We start from the raw sequence: 14,255 nt of genomic DNA on the forward strand, positions 1-14,255 counted from the left end.
CTTTCAAAAAGGAGAATAAATATGAGCAATTCAAATTTATCATTTTGGAAAACGCCTTCTGGGTGGGCTGCACTGGGACTCATTGCTGCTGCGAGTTACTTTTTATTTTTTGAGCATGGCGAGCATGTGTGGTCATATTTGCCTTACCTGATTCTGTTACTTTGCCCCTTTATGCATTTTTTTATGCATGGGAGTCACGGGCACGATCGTCATAATAACGAGCAAAAAGAGACAGAAGAAGACCAAATGACGTTCAAAGAAAGGCCTCAACAAAAAACAACTACAAACATCGAAGAAAAGAGAGAAAACGATGCACGGTGAATCCGACTATGGCCTATGGGGCTTAGTTTTCATAAATTCGGCCATTTTTATATTTTTTGCATTTAGCTTTGTAAAACCACAATCAAAGACCGATTGGAGAAGCTTGGGTGCTTTTTCCGCTTTTATACTTGCTTTGTTCACAGAAATGTATGGGTTTCCACTCACCATCTATTTTTTGTCAGGCTGGTTAACAGAGCTTTACCCAAACACAGATTTTTTTGCACATGAAAATGGACATTTGCTCCAAACGATTTTAGGTCTTGAGGGGGATGCCCATTGGAGCATATTGCACATTACTAGCAATGTACTCATCGTTGCTGGTTTCTTTATTTTATCTTCTGCGTGGAACGTTTTACATCATGCGCAGAAAAACCATTCGCTTGCCAATACAGGTTGGTATGCAAGATGTCGCCATCCACAGTATTTAGCTTTTATTATCATAATGTTTGGCTTTTTATTGCAATGGCCCACCATCCCGACATTGATCATGTTTCCAATATTGACACTAGTCTATATTCGCTTAGCGAAACGTGAAGAAAAGGCTGCGATAGCCGAATTTGGGGAGCGTTATTTAGCATACAAAGATAACACGCCTGCTTGGCTCCCTAAATTAAGCAGTTCAAATCTACAATATGGCAATTAACGTTTTTGTAAAACGCGATGGTCGAAGGTATCAACATATTTATAGGCAGGAAAAAACAATGAGTAACAAACATCATAGAGTTGGTGTAAATGAATTAAATTTAGTAATTCGTCACCTTCGACTGACGGGTGTGACTGCGGACAATTTAGACTTAATTGTCCGAGATATAGATTCAACCATCGGCGTTGATGCAGTGTCCTTTGAAGAGTCATCCAACACGCTTCATATTGGTTATGATGCGACGCATTGTGAACTGGATGGCATCGAGAATATAGTTCGAACGCACAGAGCCGACATTTCGGACGATTGGTGGACGCATTTCAAAGAAGGCTATTATCAATTTGTTGACGAAAATATTCGCGAAAATGCCAAACATAAGCCATGGAGCTGCCATACAACTGATCTGGGCAAGCGCTCTAAATAAAAAGACTTAAAACATCGTTCAAAACCTTTTTAATCTTAAGGAGACATTATCAATGCAGATTTCTAACAACACGCCAGTTTATCGACCGATTGTGAGTGACAAATTGGAAAAAAATCATCAAACAGCAGAAGCAGAAACATCCAACTGTAAAAAGAAAGAAGCTGGAGAAAGCGCCATTGCGGAGGCGAATAAAGTGAACGGTAATAACCAGACCGAGCCGAGTGAAATTAAGCAATCAATATCTGTGAAGGTGTAACTAGTAGAGCTCATATCTACACGTCTATCGGACTGATTCAATTTTATAGAATGTTCAGGCCGATAAACGTGCATTTCCCGCACTATATCCTCAAAGTTTTTTTATTCTAGCCATCATGGGCATGTCCTTCATCGTCATCATCTTTGCGCTTATGCCTGAGGAAAAAGCGCTCATAGGCAAAAACGGCAACAATGCCAATGCCAGCAATGATGATAATCTGTAAATCATCACTGCCTTTGATCCAAATGAATGCGAGAAGAACAACAGCATCTAATATAATTGCGGTGATCACCACCAGTGGGTTTGCTCCAACCTCTTTTCTAAGTACCTTTAATACGCCCCAATGAATGATAATATCCATTACTAAGTAAAAAATGGCTCCTAAAGATGCGATCCTTGAAAGATCAAAAAAAGCGGCAAGTAGTCCGGCAGCAACTACAGTAAAGACCAAAGTATGTTTTTGAATATTACCGGGCATACCAAAGTGCCGATGGGGGATCAAATTCATATCTGTCAACATTGCCAACATACGCGAAACCGCAAAAACGCTGGCTAGTAGACCCGATGCGGTCGCTATTATTGCAATACCCACCGTAAACCAAACACCATACTGTCCGATAGCGGGACGAGCCGCTTCAGCGAGTGCATAGTCTTTAGCTGCAACTATCTGTTTGACCGTTAATGTGGAGCCTACGGCATAGCAGACTAATAAATAGATAACCAAACAAATTAATAAAGACACTATAATGGCTCGCCCAACATTTTTGTTTGGGTCGACCACCTCGTCGCCGCTATTGGTGATAGTTGTAAATCCTTTGTAGGCTAAAATCGCCAAAGCGGTCCCAGCTAAAAATCCACTAGCAGAGGAATTTTCACTTACATCAGCACTAGCGGCTTGAAAAGCAAACCCTGCTGCCCAGAGTGCTACAAGGGCGAAAATTAATATGCCACCAATTTTCAAGACGGCTGTAACCTTAGATACACTTCCAATTACCTTGTTACCCGCAACATTTACAACAAATGCAAAAATGATGAGTCCGATAGCTAGTATCGGGACTAATATGCTATTTTCTTGCACATCAAATAACTGAAGGGTGTATGTGCCAAACGTTCGGGCCACCAGACTTTCATTGATAATCATTGAAAGTGCCATTAATAATGCGGCACCTCCGGTCACGGCACTTGGTCCATAGGCCTTTTTTAATATCATTGCGATCCCGCCCGCAGATGGATATTTGTTTGAAACCTTGATGTAACTGTAGGCACTAAATCCACTAATGATGGCGGCTATGATGAATGCAAGCGGGAAAAGCGAACCTGCATATTCCGCGACTTGACCGGTGAGCGCAAATATTCCTGCTCCAATCATTACACCAGTGCCCATCGCTATTGTACCGGTTAAACTTAAGCTTCCTTTTTCATAATCTTCGTTGTGAGAACTCATTGTAAATATTCCTTAAAATGCGGTTTAAGAAAGACTATTTTGTGGAGACACAAATCTATTTTGTTTTTAAAGCTTTAAATATGTCTCCACCGTCTTTAAATCATTGCGGTTGAGAGCATCCATAACCCTGCGGCAATCATAAAGAGATTTTCTGTGAGTGATACAAAGCCAAGCGGTACGTTACTATCACCGCCCACGCATGCACATTTGAGTTCACGCTTATCAATATACACCGCTTTGAATACTGAAACCGCGCCTACTGTCCCGATAAATAGAGAGACAGGGCCAACGAGATAACCAGACAGGCCTGCGAGCATTCCGATTCCAGCGAACGCTTCGGCAAAGGGGTAAATGTAGCCGTAGCGTATATTCCTCATAGCGAGTAAGTCATAGGTGATGAAGGAGTTCGTAAAACTATAGAGATCTTTAAGCTTTTGAATCGCTAATAAGCTCATGCTAAATGCAACAAATAATTCTATAACTTGAATGAAAAAATTGCTTTGAACAAAGGCATATGCGATTGCTAGTGCCATTAACAATGCAACTGAAAATATTGCAATGACAGGTGTATAGGTGGTGCCCGTTTGTCCTGCTTCCCCTAAATCAAAATATTCACGTAGATCGTCATACCCTCCGATTCTTTCTCCATTGATAAACGTTTGAGGGGTTGTTTCTACTTCGTGTTCGTTTTTGAACTTATCGGTTTCTTCACGACTTGCTAGCTTGTGGTCCTCTACTTGATACCCTTCTCGTTCCAGTAGGTCTTTAGATCGCAAGCCATAGGGACAAATGTGTTCATCTGTATGCATTCGATATAATTTTGCTCTTAATTCCATGGTCTTCTCCTAATTATAAGTAATTTGTAATTTTCCAATGGCGTGTCTATTTTTGACTGAAATCCGGTACTTGACGACTTTCAACTTCAGCTTCAGTTTTTACTTCACCATTCTTCTCTATGTCCTCTAGTAACCATTTCATTTCCTTGATTTCTCGCTCTTGCGCCGCAATGATTTCGTTTGCTAGCTTGAGGACTCGCTTATCTGAGATATTGGCTCGCTCGCTAGTTAAAATCGCAATAGAGTGATGCGGTATCATTGCTTTCATCCACGCTTCATCAGCGATGGTTGATTGAGAGCGGACTAGGTACAGTGAGATCACAAAGATGAGTCCGCTACCTAGCAAAATTGTCCAATTCTTGGCTTTGTTCTCATACATGTTAAGCATAAATAGCAACATAATGATTGCCATTATTGAGCCCATATAGATAGCCATGTAAAACCGCGTTTCGCTAAAAAAAATGTGGTCAAATGCATATGTATTGAAATACATCATTAACAGCATGGCCGCAGTTGATGTAAAGATCATTGCTAAAAATTTTGTATATTTAGTCATCACGTTATCCTGTCTGTCCTTCTAGGACTGATTCATTGTTTTAAATATTAGAGAGGCCGAACAGCTAACAAGCAAAAAGCCCGTCATTGCCTCCAAACCTGATAAGAAATTTAAATGCCCAATTGGCTCTAGTTGAGCTAATCCTAAGGTGGTTAAGTTAATGAGTGAGAAGTAATAAATTTCAATAAAATAAAGAGAACTTGATCCCTGCAAATCGCCTAGACCGATCTCTATAGATAACAGAAACCCTACGGCGAACCAAAAGGCAGCTATCAACTGGCTAAAGGTTATGCCATAAACTACTGCAATGAGCTTTAAGTATGCAGAAAGGTCTGAGCTAACAACGTAATTTTTTAACGCTCTGAGGCTTAAAAAATGACTCGTCGTAGCGAGGCCTATTGCCACTAAAGCTATCATCAACTGAATAATTACTTCCATTGATTGCTCCTTTTAAAAGCGCTTAAAACCAGAATCGAGCACCCACCACGAAACCAGTTTCACTTACCGACTCACCCTTGTTTCGAGCAATATCAGCGCTATTAACGAGACTCCGACTCCAATAAATGCCTGCGTATGGTGCAAACTCTCTTGCAAACTCATAGCGATATCGCAAACCTAAACGTATCGAATTGAGGCCAGAGGGGCGGTCAAACCTTTCAGATTCTGAAAGCGAACCAGCAAGGGCAAGTCTCGGTTGTAAGAATGACGTTTGGGTTACTCTTATTTCATATTCGGCTTCTACTGAGAAACTGACATCACCATCCTCATTAATCACAATGGAGTTATCCATTTCGAATTGATAAGGAGCAACCCCATACAAGCTAATGACGGCATAGTTCTCCATACTCGTATCGCTACTTAGCAGTCCTCTTGTGCCAATACCGACTTGAAATTCCCAAAATGGCGCAATTAATTTACTAGCAAGGAGCTCAGCTCGCTCTAAATCTGTTGGTTCGCCATCATCTTGCTTGTTTTCGCCTTCACTTTTGAAGTAAAGGCGATAGGTATCACCGCCGTACCATCCGATCATGTCCCACACTCCGATGTTTTCTTCATCGTTTGTGCGTGTATATTCAAAACGGTCAAATAAAATCATGCCCGTGTTGTACTGTTCGACTGGTTTTGGCCAATCTGATGGAATCTCTTGCGCATTAGACGATGCGCAAAGACCAATTAGTAAAGTACTGAAAATTTTAGACGTGTTTTTCATATAATTTCCCCTACGAGACCGATACGATTCTGAACATGCCCGCATCCATGTGATAGAGCAGGTGACAATGGAATGCCCAATTTCCGGGGGCATCTGCGCTTATCAAGAGCGACACTTTTTCGCTGGGTTTTAAACTTATCGTATGTTTTCGGGGGGGCGGATAATTCCCGTTTTCTAACTCCATCCACATACCGTGTAAGTGGATTGGATGGTTCATCATAGAATCGTTCACTAAAATCAAACGAATTCGTTCGCCATACCTAAAATGAATAGGGCCATCGACTTCGTTAAATTTGAGTCCATCAAACGACCACATATAACGTTCCATATTGCCAGTAAGATGTAATTCAATAGTTTGGGTCGGCTCTCTGGTGTCGGGCCATTCCTCAGCGCCGGTCAAGTCGCTATATAATAGTACCCGATGTTTTGCGTCCTCTAAGCCAATGCCTGGCTCATCAAGTCGACTGGTAGGGTTTGTTGCAAGCATACTTGCACCGGGTCCATGACCCTCCTCATCATGCTCAATATTAATATTATCTACCGGGAGTGCTCGCATATGCATCGATGAATGGTCATTCATTGTGTCCATTGATGACTCAGAAGACTCTTCTTTATTCATTGGCTTATTAGATTGCTTGTTCATGCCTTCCATCCCGGCCATATCTGAATTCATCCCCATGGCCGCCATGCCACGCTCTGGCATTTCACGCAATGTCGGCACAGGCGCTTCTTTCCCAAGTTCAGTACTAAGCGTTCCACGAACAAAGCCACTTCTGTCCATGCTTTCTGCAAAAAGAGTGTATGTAGTCGTGCCGATTGGCCTTACAATTACATCATAGGTTTCAGCAACCGCGATTCGAAGTTCATCGACTTTAACGGGTTTTATTGGTTGTCCATCAGCAGCCACTACCGTCATTTCGAGGCCCGGAATACGAAAATCAAAATACGTCATGGCGGAGCCATTTATGAGCCTTAATCGAATGCTTTCATTGGGCTTATAGAGCGCGGTCCAGTTGGTTTGAGCATCTCTGCCATTTATTAAATATGTATATGTGGAGCCTGTTACATCGAGAATATCTCTGGGATTCATCCGCATATTGGCCCACATAGCTCTTTCTTTTACTGTATTAAAAAAACCTTGCTTTTTAATATCGTTAACAGTGTCGCTTATGGTGCGTTGTTGATAGTTGTAGTAACCCTCTGCCACTTTCAAATGCCTGAACACATCGTGTGGATCTTCAAAGGTCCAATCGCTTAACTGAATGACATGCTCCCTGTCTGCACCTATGTCACCGTCGGAAGGGTCAATGATGACCGGGCCTAAGTGCCCCAGTTGCTCTTGCAGTCCCGAGTGGCTGTGATACCAATAGGTGCCGTTTTGTTTTATATCAAATTCATAGGTAAACGTAGAGTTCGGGTCGATACCAGGAAATGAAACGCCAGGTACTCCATCCATGTTAAATGGGAGAATAAAACCATGCCAATGAATAGACGTGCTGTCTGGTAATTCGTTGGTAACATGAATCTTAACTTGCTGACCTTCTCTTAACCGGAGCAATGGGCCAGGTGATATGTCGTTGATGGTAATAGGGCTTGCAACATCGCCGGCAATTTTCTTTTGCTGGCGAGAAATAGTCATGTTGATGTTTTTCCCACTTACTACTGCATCCCCGTAGTTTACCTCTGCAATACTGTTGTCATTTTTGCTATTGCTATAACCCTCTGCGAAAGCCCAAGGTGCTCTCATCTGACCTAGCAGGGCAAAGCCACCAGTGGCATAAGCCGCGTTTCTCAAAAAAATGCGCCTATGTTGCTTCATTCGATTATTCATAAGAACCTCACTTCTTTAGCGATATGTGCGATACGCTGCACTGTTTACATGTTTGTAAGGTAGTAACCTGACAAACTGCTTAAGAATTGAAGTTGATTTTAGGCGGCCTCAGGAGGCTAAACCCCGAGTAGAAATGATAAAAATTGAAGAAATAAAAGTTTGAAAAAGATGGTGCATTGATTGATTTCAAAACAGGTGCAACCATTGATGAAAGGTTAGAGCTCGAGCCTAATTTACACTCACAAACACCGTCACAACACTTACCGTCGCACTCTGTATGATCTTGATGTTCCGAGTGTTGCGAATGTTCCAAATGTTGCGTATTGTCAGAATGATGCTGAGTCGTTGCGGACTCAATGAAGTTGGCAGTTGCGTCATTTTTGTTTGAAGGCTCACATGCAACACTAGACAATGATAAAACAAGCAAAGCGAGGCACGCAGCGCATTTTACAAATGCATCAAGTAATCCTTTATCTGTTTTATTTGCGTTCATAATGTTGCTCAAACCCCGTCAATATCGGGTAAAAAGTTCACATATGTAGGTAAATAATGCAATCAACCTTACAGAAATAAAAAATCGCTCTTCTACAACAAATCAAGTCAAAACGCCCTAAGTCTTGGGAAGTAGAGCACAACTTAATGTCCATATAGTCACTCTCTCCTAGTCATATTTGAGAGTAGTGCAAAAAGCAGTCCGACTATGACTAGTCAAGCCTAGATGAGAGTTTTAGCCTCTTTCTTAATTGAAATAAGCGAATAAGTGGTGACGTATTCATGGCTTAATTTTTAATTTAAAGTGACCCAACGTGAAACGACACATAAACGAGCGGATCTGACAAATTTGTAATGCAACTGTAATCTAGCCGTTATGATTTTAAGCGGTATTTACTTTAAATTTCTGTCTGGAGCCTTTTTAATCTGTGCGGGATATCGAGAGTTAGTATGAAAATAGAAAGTGTAAGAGATATTTTAGAGTGGACCATGGATTTCCATAAACAACTAGCAAGCTGCCTCACGCATTGCGAACCAAATAATTCTGAGCGCTCAAAAATGGCAATGCAATACTTGATTGCTCATGAGGAGCATTTAGCAGCGCTTATTAAATCATTTTCAGTGAAAGCGGAATCTGGAGAGTTGGAAACGCTCTTTATAGAATATTTGGAAAAGAATCCAATAGTTTTACACGAACATTGCGACGGCGCATTTGAACAAAAGGCAGACTCAGAGATTGCAGCAATCGTAATTGAACAACATCAAGAAGTGATAGCACTTTATTCTTATCTAAGAGAGCAGGCTGTAATCCCTCATCATAAAGAACTTTTGGACAACTTACTGGCACTGGAAAATCAAGAAATTGTGCGGATGGCTCAAGGATTAAATAGATTTCAGGATATTTAATTTTATAACCCAATCGGTAAAACTAGCGTTTCATTGGAAATACTATTTATTGTGAGGCAACAACTTGTTATACCGTTCGCTAGCGAACGAGTCATTGAGGCTCAGTCGTTACGTTTTGCAGGGCAGTGCGAATCTACAATGCTGTCTATTCTGTGCAAAACACCGCATTCCTTGATTTTCTTATCGTCGTTACAAGCGGCTCGCATGGATTTAAGTGTTTTCTGTAGAGCGTTTAGCTCAGATATTCGATGCTTAATATCATCAATATGTTTGTCCATTGTAGCATTGACGTTTTCGCAACTGCTTTCTGGGTTAGTTCGTGTTTCTAGTACTAAACTAATTTCTTCAATCGTCATATCTAGCGAACGGCATTGCTTAATAAACAGCAACTGCTTTAGTGCTTCGTCCGAATAACTTCGATAATTCGATTGCGTGCGCTGTGGTGCTGCTAACAACGCCTTTCGTTCATAAAAGCGAATAGTTTGAATACTTAAGCCCGTTTTATCTGCTAACTGTCCTATTTTCATTTTACTTTACCTAATGCGCTTGACTCTATACCAAGTATAGAGTTTACACTTGTGTCATAAGTCAGTAAAGCGAGTGTTTTTATGAGCGGCTGTGGGTGCGACATTGAAATCAAAGACCAAGAACAAAAAAGGGTGTTGTATTGGTTATTAGGCATTAATGCCGTTATGTTCGTTGTTGAAATGAGTGTAGGGTTATTGGCTGACTCAACAGCGCTTATTGCTGATTCATTGGATATGCTTGCGGATGCGGTGGTGTATGGCATTGGTATTTATGCAGTGGGTAAAACCATCATTCACAAAGCAAATGCCGCAAAAATTAGCGGATATTTTCAATTGATTCTAGGCCTTATTATTTTATTAGATATTGCTCGTCGTTCGATATTAGGCAGTGACCCCGAGTCATTGTTAATGATGGGGATGGGGTTTGTTGCCTTAATCGCTAACGTTATATGTTTAGCAATCATTAGAAAACAGAAGAGTGGCGAAGTACATATGCGAGCGAGTTGGATTTTCTCGGCGAATGACGTTATTGCCAACGTGGGCGTAATTGTAGCGGGAGTGACGGTTTATCTATTTGACACTCGCTGGCCTGATTTAGTGATTGGCTTTATTGTTTCAATTATCGTCTTGCGGGGTGCAATCTTAATCTTAAAAGATGCCAAGCAAGAACTTCGTAATAACAGCGCATCTAATGGAGAAGTTTTATGAATTTTACGCAAGCAGCAAAGCCTTACGTAACCCAGAAATTGAATGAAGCACATAAATTATTTACTGACAAAGATGATGAGGCTGGATTTACAGCATTGGAAGATGCACATGTGATTGGGCAACATTCAACTTATCACCATACCCGAGTACACTATGAAATGCTCAAGTTTGGATTAAAACGTAAGGACTTTATAGAAGTCTTCGGGCAGCTCTTCAGGCTGATTGGTGCTGTTACCAAAACGGCTATTGGCTTGTTGCCGGAGGGCAATACGGGCGGGGCAAGTGTAAGCCCGTTCAAACTCATGCCGCTTTCACCTGCAAATAAAGTAATCTTGGATAAGATCAAACATGCACAGTCATAATCATTCACATAGCCATACGCACTCAGATGGAAATTCAGACGATGCATCAAGGCGCATTGGCTGGGCGTTCTTTTTAAATGTGGTGTTCACCATCATCGAGTTTATCGGTGGTTGGCTAACCAACAGCACCGCTATCATGGCAGACGCGGTGCATGACCTCGGCGATAGTTTGTCAATTGGCACAGCTTGGGGATTGAACAAACTTAGCGATAAATCAGCTAATAAAACCTTCTCATATGGATATAAGCGCTTTTCTTTATTGGGCGCGTTGATTAACGGTTTAGTGCTCACGGTAGGTTCTATTTGGATATTGTTTGAAGCAATCCCACGTTTGGCTGTGCCTGAAATGCCACAAGTAGAGGGGATGTTAGCCTTATCTATTTTTGGTATGGCAGTAAACGGTTTCGCCGCTTATAAACTAAGCGAAGGAACGTCATTAAATGAGCGCGTGCTTAATTGGCATTTGCTAGAAGATGTTCTCGGTTGGGTTGCCGTATTTATTGTATCCATCGTCTTAATGTTTAAGCCTTGGGCGATTTTAGATCCCATCCTGTCCATTGGCTTTACTTTGTTCATCCTCTTCAATGTGTTTCGTAACCTAAAAGAAACCCTGATGCTATTTTTACAGGCAACGCCAGATGAAGAGCAAATGTCAAAAATCCGAAACGACTTGCTTGCAAACGATAAGATAAGCGACCTCCATCATTTTCATATTTGGTCTTTAGACGGAGAGCGCAATGTGATGACTGTCCACCTTGTGTTGGAAGGTGAAGTCAGTGTTGAGCACATACAGTCATTGAAAGAGGGCATACAAAGCTCATTAGCAAAGTATCATTTTGAACATACCACAGTAGAGCTGGAATTTGCTGACGAACAATGTCGTGACGAAGTGAAATAGGCTTGGTAGACTGGCACTTATGAAAAATTTAAAACGAATAAGTTACATCATGATCTCGCTGATACTCTTTCAGTCGTTTTCTGCTGTGGCCAATTCGTTAGATTTTCATGCAATAGACACACAACATTTGCAACATGAACATCAGCATTCAGAGCACAATCAAGCTTCAAATGATATGCCAACTAAAGTGCTTGGTGAGTCAGCAAAAGCAGATCACCATAACCCTGCCGATTGCCATCATTGTGGCCACTGCCACGGTACGCATGCGCAGTGGTTAGGCCAGCACGACATCAACAATCTACAATCTGTGGTGTCTACCCACAACTTTAATTATTTGGATGCGATTATCGACGCACCCATCAACCGATTACTACGCCCACCCAAAACACTATCCTAATATCGCTTTCGATAGTGTCTCGCTGAGAAAAAGCGCGTCACTGAATATTGATAAATTATTAGGATATTCTAATGAAAATGTTTCATATTTTTGTGCATGCACGCGCCATTGCGTTTGCTTGCATGCTGGGCTTAACATTGAGTCCAATTGCCGCACAAGCGGTGCAAACTAGTCGCTATTTAGATGAAGGTGTTCAAGCGCCCGTACGAGAAACGCTGAGCCTTGAAGATACAATCAGACTTACACTTGCCAATAATCCAAGTTTGTATGAGTTTGAATTTAGACAGCGAGTGATTGACGGTGAATCAAAAACTGCCGCGCTTAAACCCGCACTGAATGCTGGGATTGAACTAGAAAACTTTATGGGAACCGGCGAGGTGTCGGGCATTAAGGAGCTCGAAGTCAGTTTGACCTTGTCATCTGTACTACAGCTCAACGACAAGCCTAGCGCAAGATTGGACGTACTCTCTGAGCGTAAAATACAACAAGAGGTGGAAAAGAAAATACGCACATTGGATGTCCTTGGCGAGCTGAATCGTCGGTACATCGATGCACTTGTATTGCAAGCCACCTTAGACGTGCAAAACGATGCAGAGACACTTGCACTCTATACCTATAACGCAGTTTCTAAGCGCGTTGATGCAGGCGCGTCACCATTGCTAGAGCAAAAACGCGCCCAAGCAGCGCTAGCCCAAGCAAAACTCGATGTTAAATTAGCTCAAGAAGGTCTTCAATTTGCACTGCGCAGTCTTGCCACCATGTGGGGCGAACAAACGCCCACTTTTAAGCGTGTGGAAGGTAAGCTTTTTGCGTTTCAAGACATTGGGTCATTCGAGATGCTTTCTGCCGCTATCCAAAGCAGTCCGCATATAGACTTGTTTGCAAAACAAAGCCGTGTTCAAGCAGCACAGCTCAGATTAGTGCAAGCCAATAATCGAGCTGACATTGAGTGGTCGGCGGGTATTCGACGAATACAAGGTATTGATGAAACTGCTTTAATAGCCGGGATCAGCGTGCCATTGTTTCAACAAAAACGAAACTTAGGTGAATACGAGGCGCAAAAAGCTCGCCTTGATGCAATAGAGGTGCAAAAACAGAGTAATGTGCGCAGTCTTTTACATTCAGTTAATCAAGCCTTAGGTGAGCACACCCGCGCATTATTAGAGGTTGACGCTATCCAACAAACTGTCATACCGCCTCTTACAGAAGCCTTGGAGTTAGTCGAAAGCGCCTATTTAGATGGCCGGTTTAGCTATTTGGAGTGGGTATCTACTCGACAAGAGTTCTTAAATACGCGCCTGACATTAATTGAGGCGGCGTCTCAAGTGCACCTAAGCAAAACAGAAATTGAAACGCTTACCGGTCTCGCACTTAAGGCTTCACAAAGCAGCACTGCAAAAACGGATACTGCAAAGAGCAACGCTTCCAAAAAGCTAGCGCACGACATCACTATGCAGCAGCCATCAAACATTTCGATAAGAAGTAACTATCATGAATAAATTTACTCTATTAAAAACATTCACAATATTAAAAGTACTCGTTTTAAGCATCACGCTAATGATGATACATGGGGCGGTGAGCGCGGGAGACAAACACGCAGACGGTGATTCTCATGAGGATGATAAACACGCTGGTGAAGTCGTTGCGATGAGCGACGAGACTGCTTTGCAAAATGGCATTACTACCACAAATGTTATTGCTGGCGACATTGCACTCTCGACCACACTTTATGGCCGAATAAGTGCAGATCCTGCTTCTTTGAGTCATATCAGAGCGCGTTTTGACGGTGTGATCAACGATGTCAAAGTCAACATTGGCGACACCGTTAAAAAAGGAGATATTTTAGCGGTCGTAGAATCAAATGAGAGTTTAAAAAGCTACTCAATTACATCTCCATTTGATGGCAACGTAATAGCTCGGCATGCCAACAATGGTGAGTTATCAAACGGACAAGTACTTTTTTCCTTAGCCAACTACAAGGATGTGTGGGCACAATTAACCGTGTTCTCGCAGCACCTCGGCAAAATTAAGGTCGGACAAGCTGTTGAATTAAGGCATGCAAACTTTGAGCAGCTATCTGAAATTGCTTACCTGACACCATCTGCTGATAGTAGTCCGCATTCGCTTGCTAATGTCACTGTTGACAATAGCAGTGGCTATTGGCCATTAGGCACCTTGGTAAAAGCGCAGGTAACGACAACCACCAAGGCCGTGAGTCATATGGTGCCTGTGACTGCCGTGCAAGAGTATGAAGAAAAGCAAGTGGTATTTGTTAACCATGATAATGAATATAAACCACGACCCGTGCAGCTCGGTGTAACTGATGGTCGCTATATTGAAGTCATAAGCGGCATTGAAATAGGTGAGCGTGTGGTGGCTACAAATAGTTACCTGATCAAAGCAGATCTAGAAAAATCGGAGGCCGGTCATGATCATTAATGCCT

At 42.0% G+C, this 14,255-nt stretch carries 18 protein-coding genes; 11 read left to right on the forward strand and 7 right to left on the reverse strand.

All coding sequences use genetic code 11. The annotated features are described in order from the left end of the window. Positions 1-21: 21 nt before the first annotated feature. From ACM0P2_RS09815 to ACM0P2_RS09830, 4 genes are read left to right on the forward strand one after another with little or no spacing between them, the layout of a single operon-like run. Positions 22-321, forward strand: coding sequence for a DUF2933 domain-containing protein (locus tag ACM0P2_RS09815; protein ID WP_032094224.1), 300 nt, complete (start codon positions 22-24; stop codon positions 319-321). Further along, entirely contained in the window at positions 311-964 is a 654-nt protein-coding gene (locus ACM0P2_RS09820) for a methyltransferase family protein (protein WP_032094223.1), read from the forward strand. Before ACM0P2_RS09815 ends, ACM0P2_RS09820 begins: the two co-directional genes overlap by 11 nt. Before the next feature lie 58 nt (positions 965-1,022). Continuing rightward, positions 1,023-1,388 carry a hypothetical protein gene (locus ACM0P2_RS09825; protein ID WP_032094222.1) on the forward strand — a complete coding sequence of 122 codons (366 nt, stop codon included), beginning with the start codon at positions 1,023-1,025 and terminating at the stop codon, positions 1,386-1,388. Between the two features lie 52 nt (positions 1,389-1,440). Beyond that, a complete protein-coding gene (locus tag ACM0P2_RS09830; protein ID WP_032094221.1) occupies positions 1,441-1,644 on the forward strand; it encodes a hypothetical protein in 204 nt (67 codons plus the stop codon). Between the two features lie 106 nt (positions 1,645-1,750). On the opposite strand, the gene ACM0P2_RS09835 is transcribed toward ACM0P2_RS09830, so the two are convergent. The 6 genes from ACM0P2_RS09835 to ACM0P2_RS09860 form a co-directional block, all read right to left on the reverse strand. Further along, a complete protein-coding gene (locus tag ACM0P2_RS09835; protein ID WP_032094220.1) occupies positions 1,751-3,088 on the reverse strand; it encodes an APC family permease in 1,338 nt (445 codons plus the stop codon). 95 nt (positions 3,089-3,183) lie between these two features. Further along, entirely contained in the window at positions 3,184-3,924 is a 741-nt protein-coding gene (locus ACM0P2_RS09840) for a MauE/DoxX family redox-associated membrane protein (protein WP_032094219.1), read from the reverse strand. 46 nt (positions 3,925-3,970) lie between these two features. Beyond that, positions 3,971-4,480, reverse strand: coding sequence for a DUF305 domain-containing protein (locus ACM0P2_RS09845; protein ID WP_032094218.1), 510 nt, complete (start codon positions 4,478-4,480; stop codon positions 3,971-3,973). Positions 4,481-4,501: 21 nt separating this feature from the next. Continuing rightward, positions 4,502-4,918 (reverse strand): hypothetical protein, encoded by a 417-nt coding sequence (locus ACM0P2_RS09850; protein WP_032094217.1) that lies wholly within the window; start codon positions 4,916-4,918, stop codon positions 4,502-4,504. Between the two features lie 22 nt (positions 4,919-4,940). Continuing rightward, on the reverse strand, positions 4,941-5,690 hold the full coding sequence (locus ACM0P2_RS09855; protein WP_032094216.1) for a copper resistance protein B: 750 nt from the start codon (positions 5,688-5,690) through the stop codon (positions 4,941-4,943). Positions 5,691-5,700: 10 nt separating this feature from the next. Further along, complete coding sequence (locus ACM0P2_RS09860; protein ID WP_032094215.1) at positions 5,701-7,521, reverse strand: copper resistance system multicopper oxidase; 1,821 nt, start codon at positions 7,519-7,521, stop codon at positions 5,701-5,703. A 942-nt stretch (positions 7,522-8,463) separates the two neighbouring features. Here ACM0P2_RS09860 and ACM0P2_RS09865 point away from each other — a divergent pair. Further along, positions 8,464-8,919: a hypothetical protein gene (locus tag ACM0P2_RS09865; protein ID WP_013783939.1), complete on the forward strand. Its 456-nt coding sequence runs from the start codon at positions 8,464-8,466 to the stop codon at positions 8,917-8,919. Positions 8,920-9,020: 101 nt separating this feature from the next. Here the strand turns inward: ACM0P2_RS09865 and cadR are convergent, their stop codons facing one another. After that, on the reverse strand, positions 9,021-9,446 hold the full coding sequence (cadR, locus tag ACM0P2_RS09870; protein ID WP_032094213.1) for a Cd(II)/Pb(II)-responsive transcriptional regulator: 426 nt from the start codon (positions 9,444-9,446) through the stop codon (positions 9,021-9,023). 81 nt (positions 9,447-9,527) lie between these two features. Between cadR and ACM0P2_RS09875 the strand changes: the two genes are divergently transcribed. The 6 genes from ACM0P2_RS09875 to ACM0P2_RS09900 all read left to right on the forward strand — a co-directional run bounded on the left by ACM0P2_RS09875 (position 9,528) and on the right by ACM0P2_RS09900 (position 14,250). Next, positions 9,528-10,154, forward strand: a complete 627-nt coding sequence (locus tag ACM0P2_RS09875) for a cation transporter (protein WP_032094212.1) — start codon at positions 9,528-9,530, stop codon at positions 10,152-10,154. After that, positions 10,151-10,516, forward strand: coding sequence for a DUF3703 domain-containing protein (locus tag ACM0P2_RS09880; protein WP_032094211.1), 366 nt, complete (start codon positions 10,151-10,153; stop codon positions 10,514-10,516). The genes ACM0P2_RS09875 and ACM0P2_RS09880 overlap by 4 nt, the downstream gene beginning before the upstream one ends. Then, the gene (locus tag ACM0P2_RS09885) at positions 10,503-11,414 is read left to right on the forward strand and encodes a cation diffusion facilitator family transporter (RefSeq protein ID WP_032094210.1); all 912 of its coding nucleotides are present in this window, start codon (positions 10,503-10,505) and stop codon (positions 11,412-11,414) included. The genes ACM0P2_RS09880 and ACM0P2_RS09885 overlap by 14 nt, the downstream gene beginning before the upstream one ends. 19 nt (positions 11,415-11,433) lie before the next feature. Continuing rightward, complete coding sequence (locus tag ACM0P2_RS09890; protein WP_032094209.1) at positions 11,434-11,811, forward strand: hypothetical protein; 378 nt, start codon at positions 11,434-11,436, stop codon at positions 11,809-11,811. A 71-nt stretch (positions 11,812-11,882) separates the two neighbouring features. Beyond that, complete coding sequence (locus ACM0P2_RS09895) at positions 11,883-13,310, forward strand: TolC family protein (RefSeq protein ID WP_032094208.1); 1,428 nt, start codon at positions 11,883-11,885, stop codon at positions 13,308-13,310. Beyond that, positions 13,303-14,250 carry an efflux RND transporter periplasmic adaptor subunit gene (locus tag ACM0P2_RS09900; RefSeq protein ID WP_032094207.1) on the forward strand — a complete coding sequence of 316 codons (948 nt, stop codon included), beginning with the start codon at positions 13,303-13,305 and terminating at the stop codon, positions 14,248-14,250. The genes ACM0P2_RS09895 and ACM0P2_RS09900 overlap by 8 nt, the downstream gene beginning before the upstream one ends. Positions 14,251-14,255: the final 5 nt, after the last annotated feature.

The sequence above is a fragment of the Alteromonas sp. OM2203 genome, assembly GCF_048517045.1.
GTDB lineage: Bacteria > Pseudomonadota > Gammaproteobacteria > Enterobacterales > Alteromonadaceae > Alteromonas > Alteromonas gracilis.

Bases quoted from the DNA above. Each gene is read 5' to 3' on its own strand.
- ACM0P2_RS09855 (WP_032094216.1), bottom strand. From the start codon at position 5,690: ATGAAAAACACGTCTAAAATTTTCAGTACTTTACTAATTGGTCTTTGC.
- ACM0P2_RS09840 (WP_032094219.1), bottom strand. From the start codon at position 3,924: ATGGAATTAAGAGCAAAATTATATCGAATGCATACAGATGAACACATT.
- ACM0P2_RS09880 (WP_032094211.1), top strand. From the start codon at position 10,151: ATGAATTTTACGCAAGCAGCAAAGCCTTACGTAACCCAGAAATTGAAT.
- ACM0P2_RS09825 (WP_032094222.1), top strand. From the start codon at position 1,023: ATGAGTAACAAACATCATAGAGTTGGTGTAAATGAATTAAATTTAGTA.
- ACM0P2_RS09815 (WP_032094224.1), top strand. From the start codon at position 22: ATGAGCAATTCAAATTTATCATTTTGGAAAACGCCTTCTGGGTGGGCT.
- ACM0P2_RS09860 (WP_032094215.1), bottom strand. From the start codon at position 7,521: ATGAATAATCGAATGAAGCAACATAGGCGCATTTTTTTGAGAAACGCG.
- ACM0P2_RS09820 (WP_032094223.1), top strand. From the start codon at position 311: ATGCACGGTGAATCCGACTATGGCCTATGGGGCTTAGTTTTCATAAAT.
- ACM0P2_RS09850 (WP_032094217.1), bottom strand. From the start codon at position 4,918: ATGGAAGTAATTATTCAGTTGATGATAGCTTTAGTGGCAATAGGCCTC.
- ACM0P2_RS09865 (WP_013783939.1), top strand. From the start codon at position 8,464: ATGAAAATAGAAAGTGTAAGAGATATTTTAGAGTGGACCATGGATTTC.
- ACM0P2_RS09900 (WP_032094207.1), top strand. From the start codon at position 13,303: ATGAATAAATTTACTCTATTAAAAACATTCACAATATTAAAAGTACTC.
- ACM0P2_RS09875 (WP_032094212.1), top strand. From the start codon at position 9,528: ATGAGCGGCTGTGGGTGCGACATTGAAATCAAAGACCAAGAACAAAAA.
- ACM0P2_RS09885 (WP_032094210.1), top strand. From the start codon at position 10,503: ATGCACAGTCATAATCATTCACATAGCCATACGCACTCAGATGGAAAT.
- cadR (WP_032094213.1), bottom strand. From the start codon at position 9,446: ATGAAAATAGGACAGTTAGCAGATAAAACGGGCTTAAGTATTCAAACT.
- ACM0P2_RS09890 (WP_032094209.1), top strand. From the start codon at position 11,434: ATGAAAAATTTAAAACGAATAAGTTACATCATGATCTCGCTGATACTC.
- ACM0P2_RS09895 (WP_032094208.1), top strand. From the start codon at position 11,883: ATGAAAATGTTTCATATTTTTGTGCATGCACGCGCCATTGCGTTTGCT.
- ACM0P2_RS09830 (WP_032094221.1), top strand. From the start codon at position 1,441: ATGCAGATTTCTAACAACACGCCAGTTTATCGACCGATTGTGAGTGAC.
- ACM0P2_RS09835 (WP_032094220.1), bottom strand. From the start codon at position 3,088: ATGAGTTCTCACAACGAAGATTATGAAAAAGGAAGCTTAAGTTTAACC.
- ACM0P2_RS09845 (WP_032094218.1), bottom strand. From the start codon at position 4,480: ATGACTAAATATACAAAATTTTTAGCAATGATCTTTACATCAACTGCG.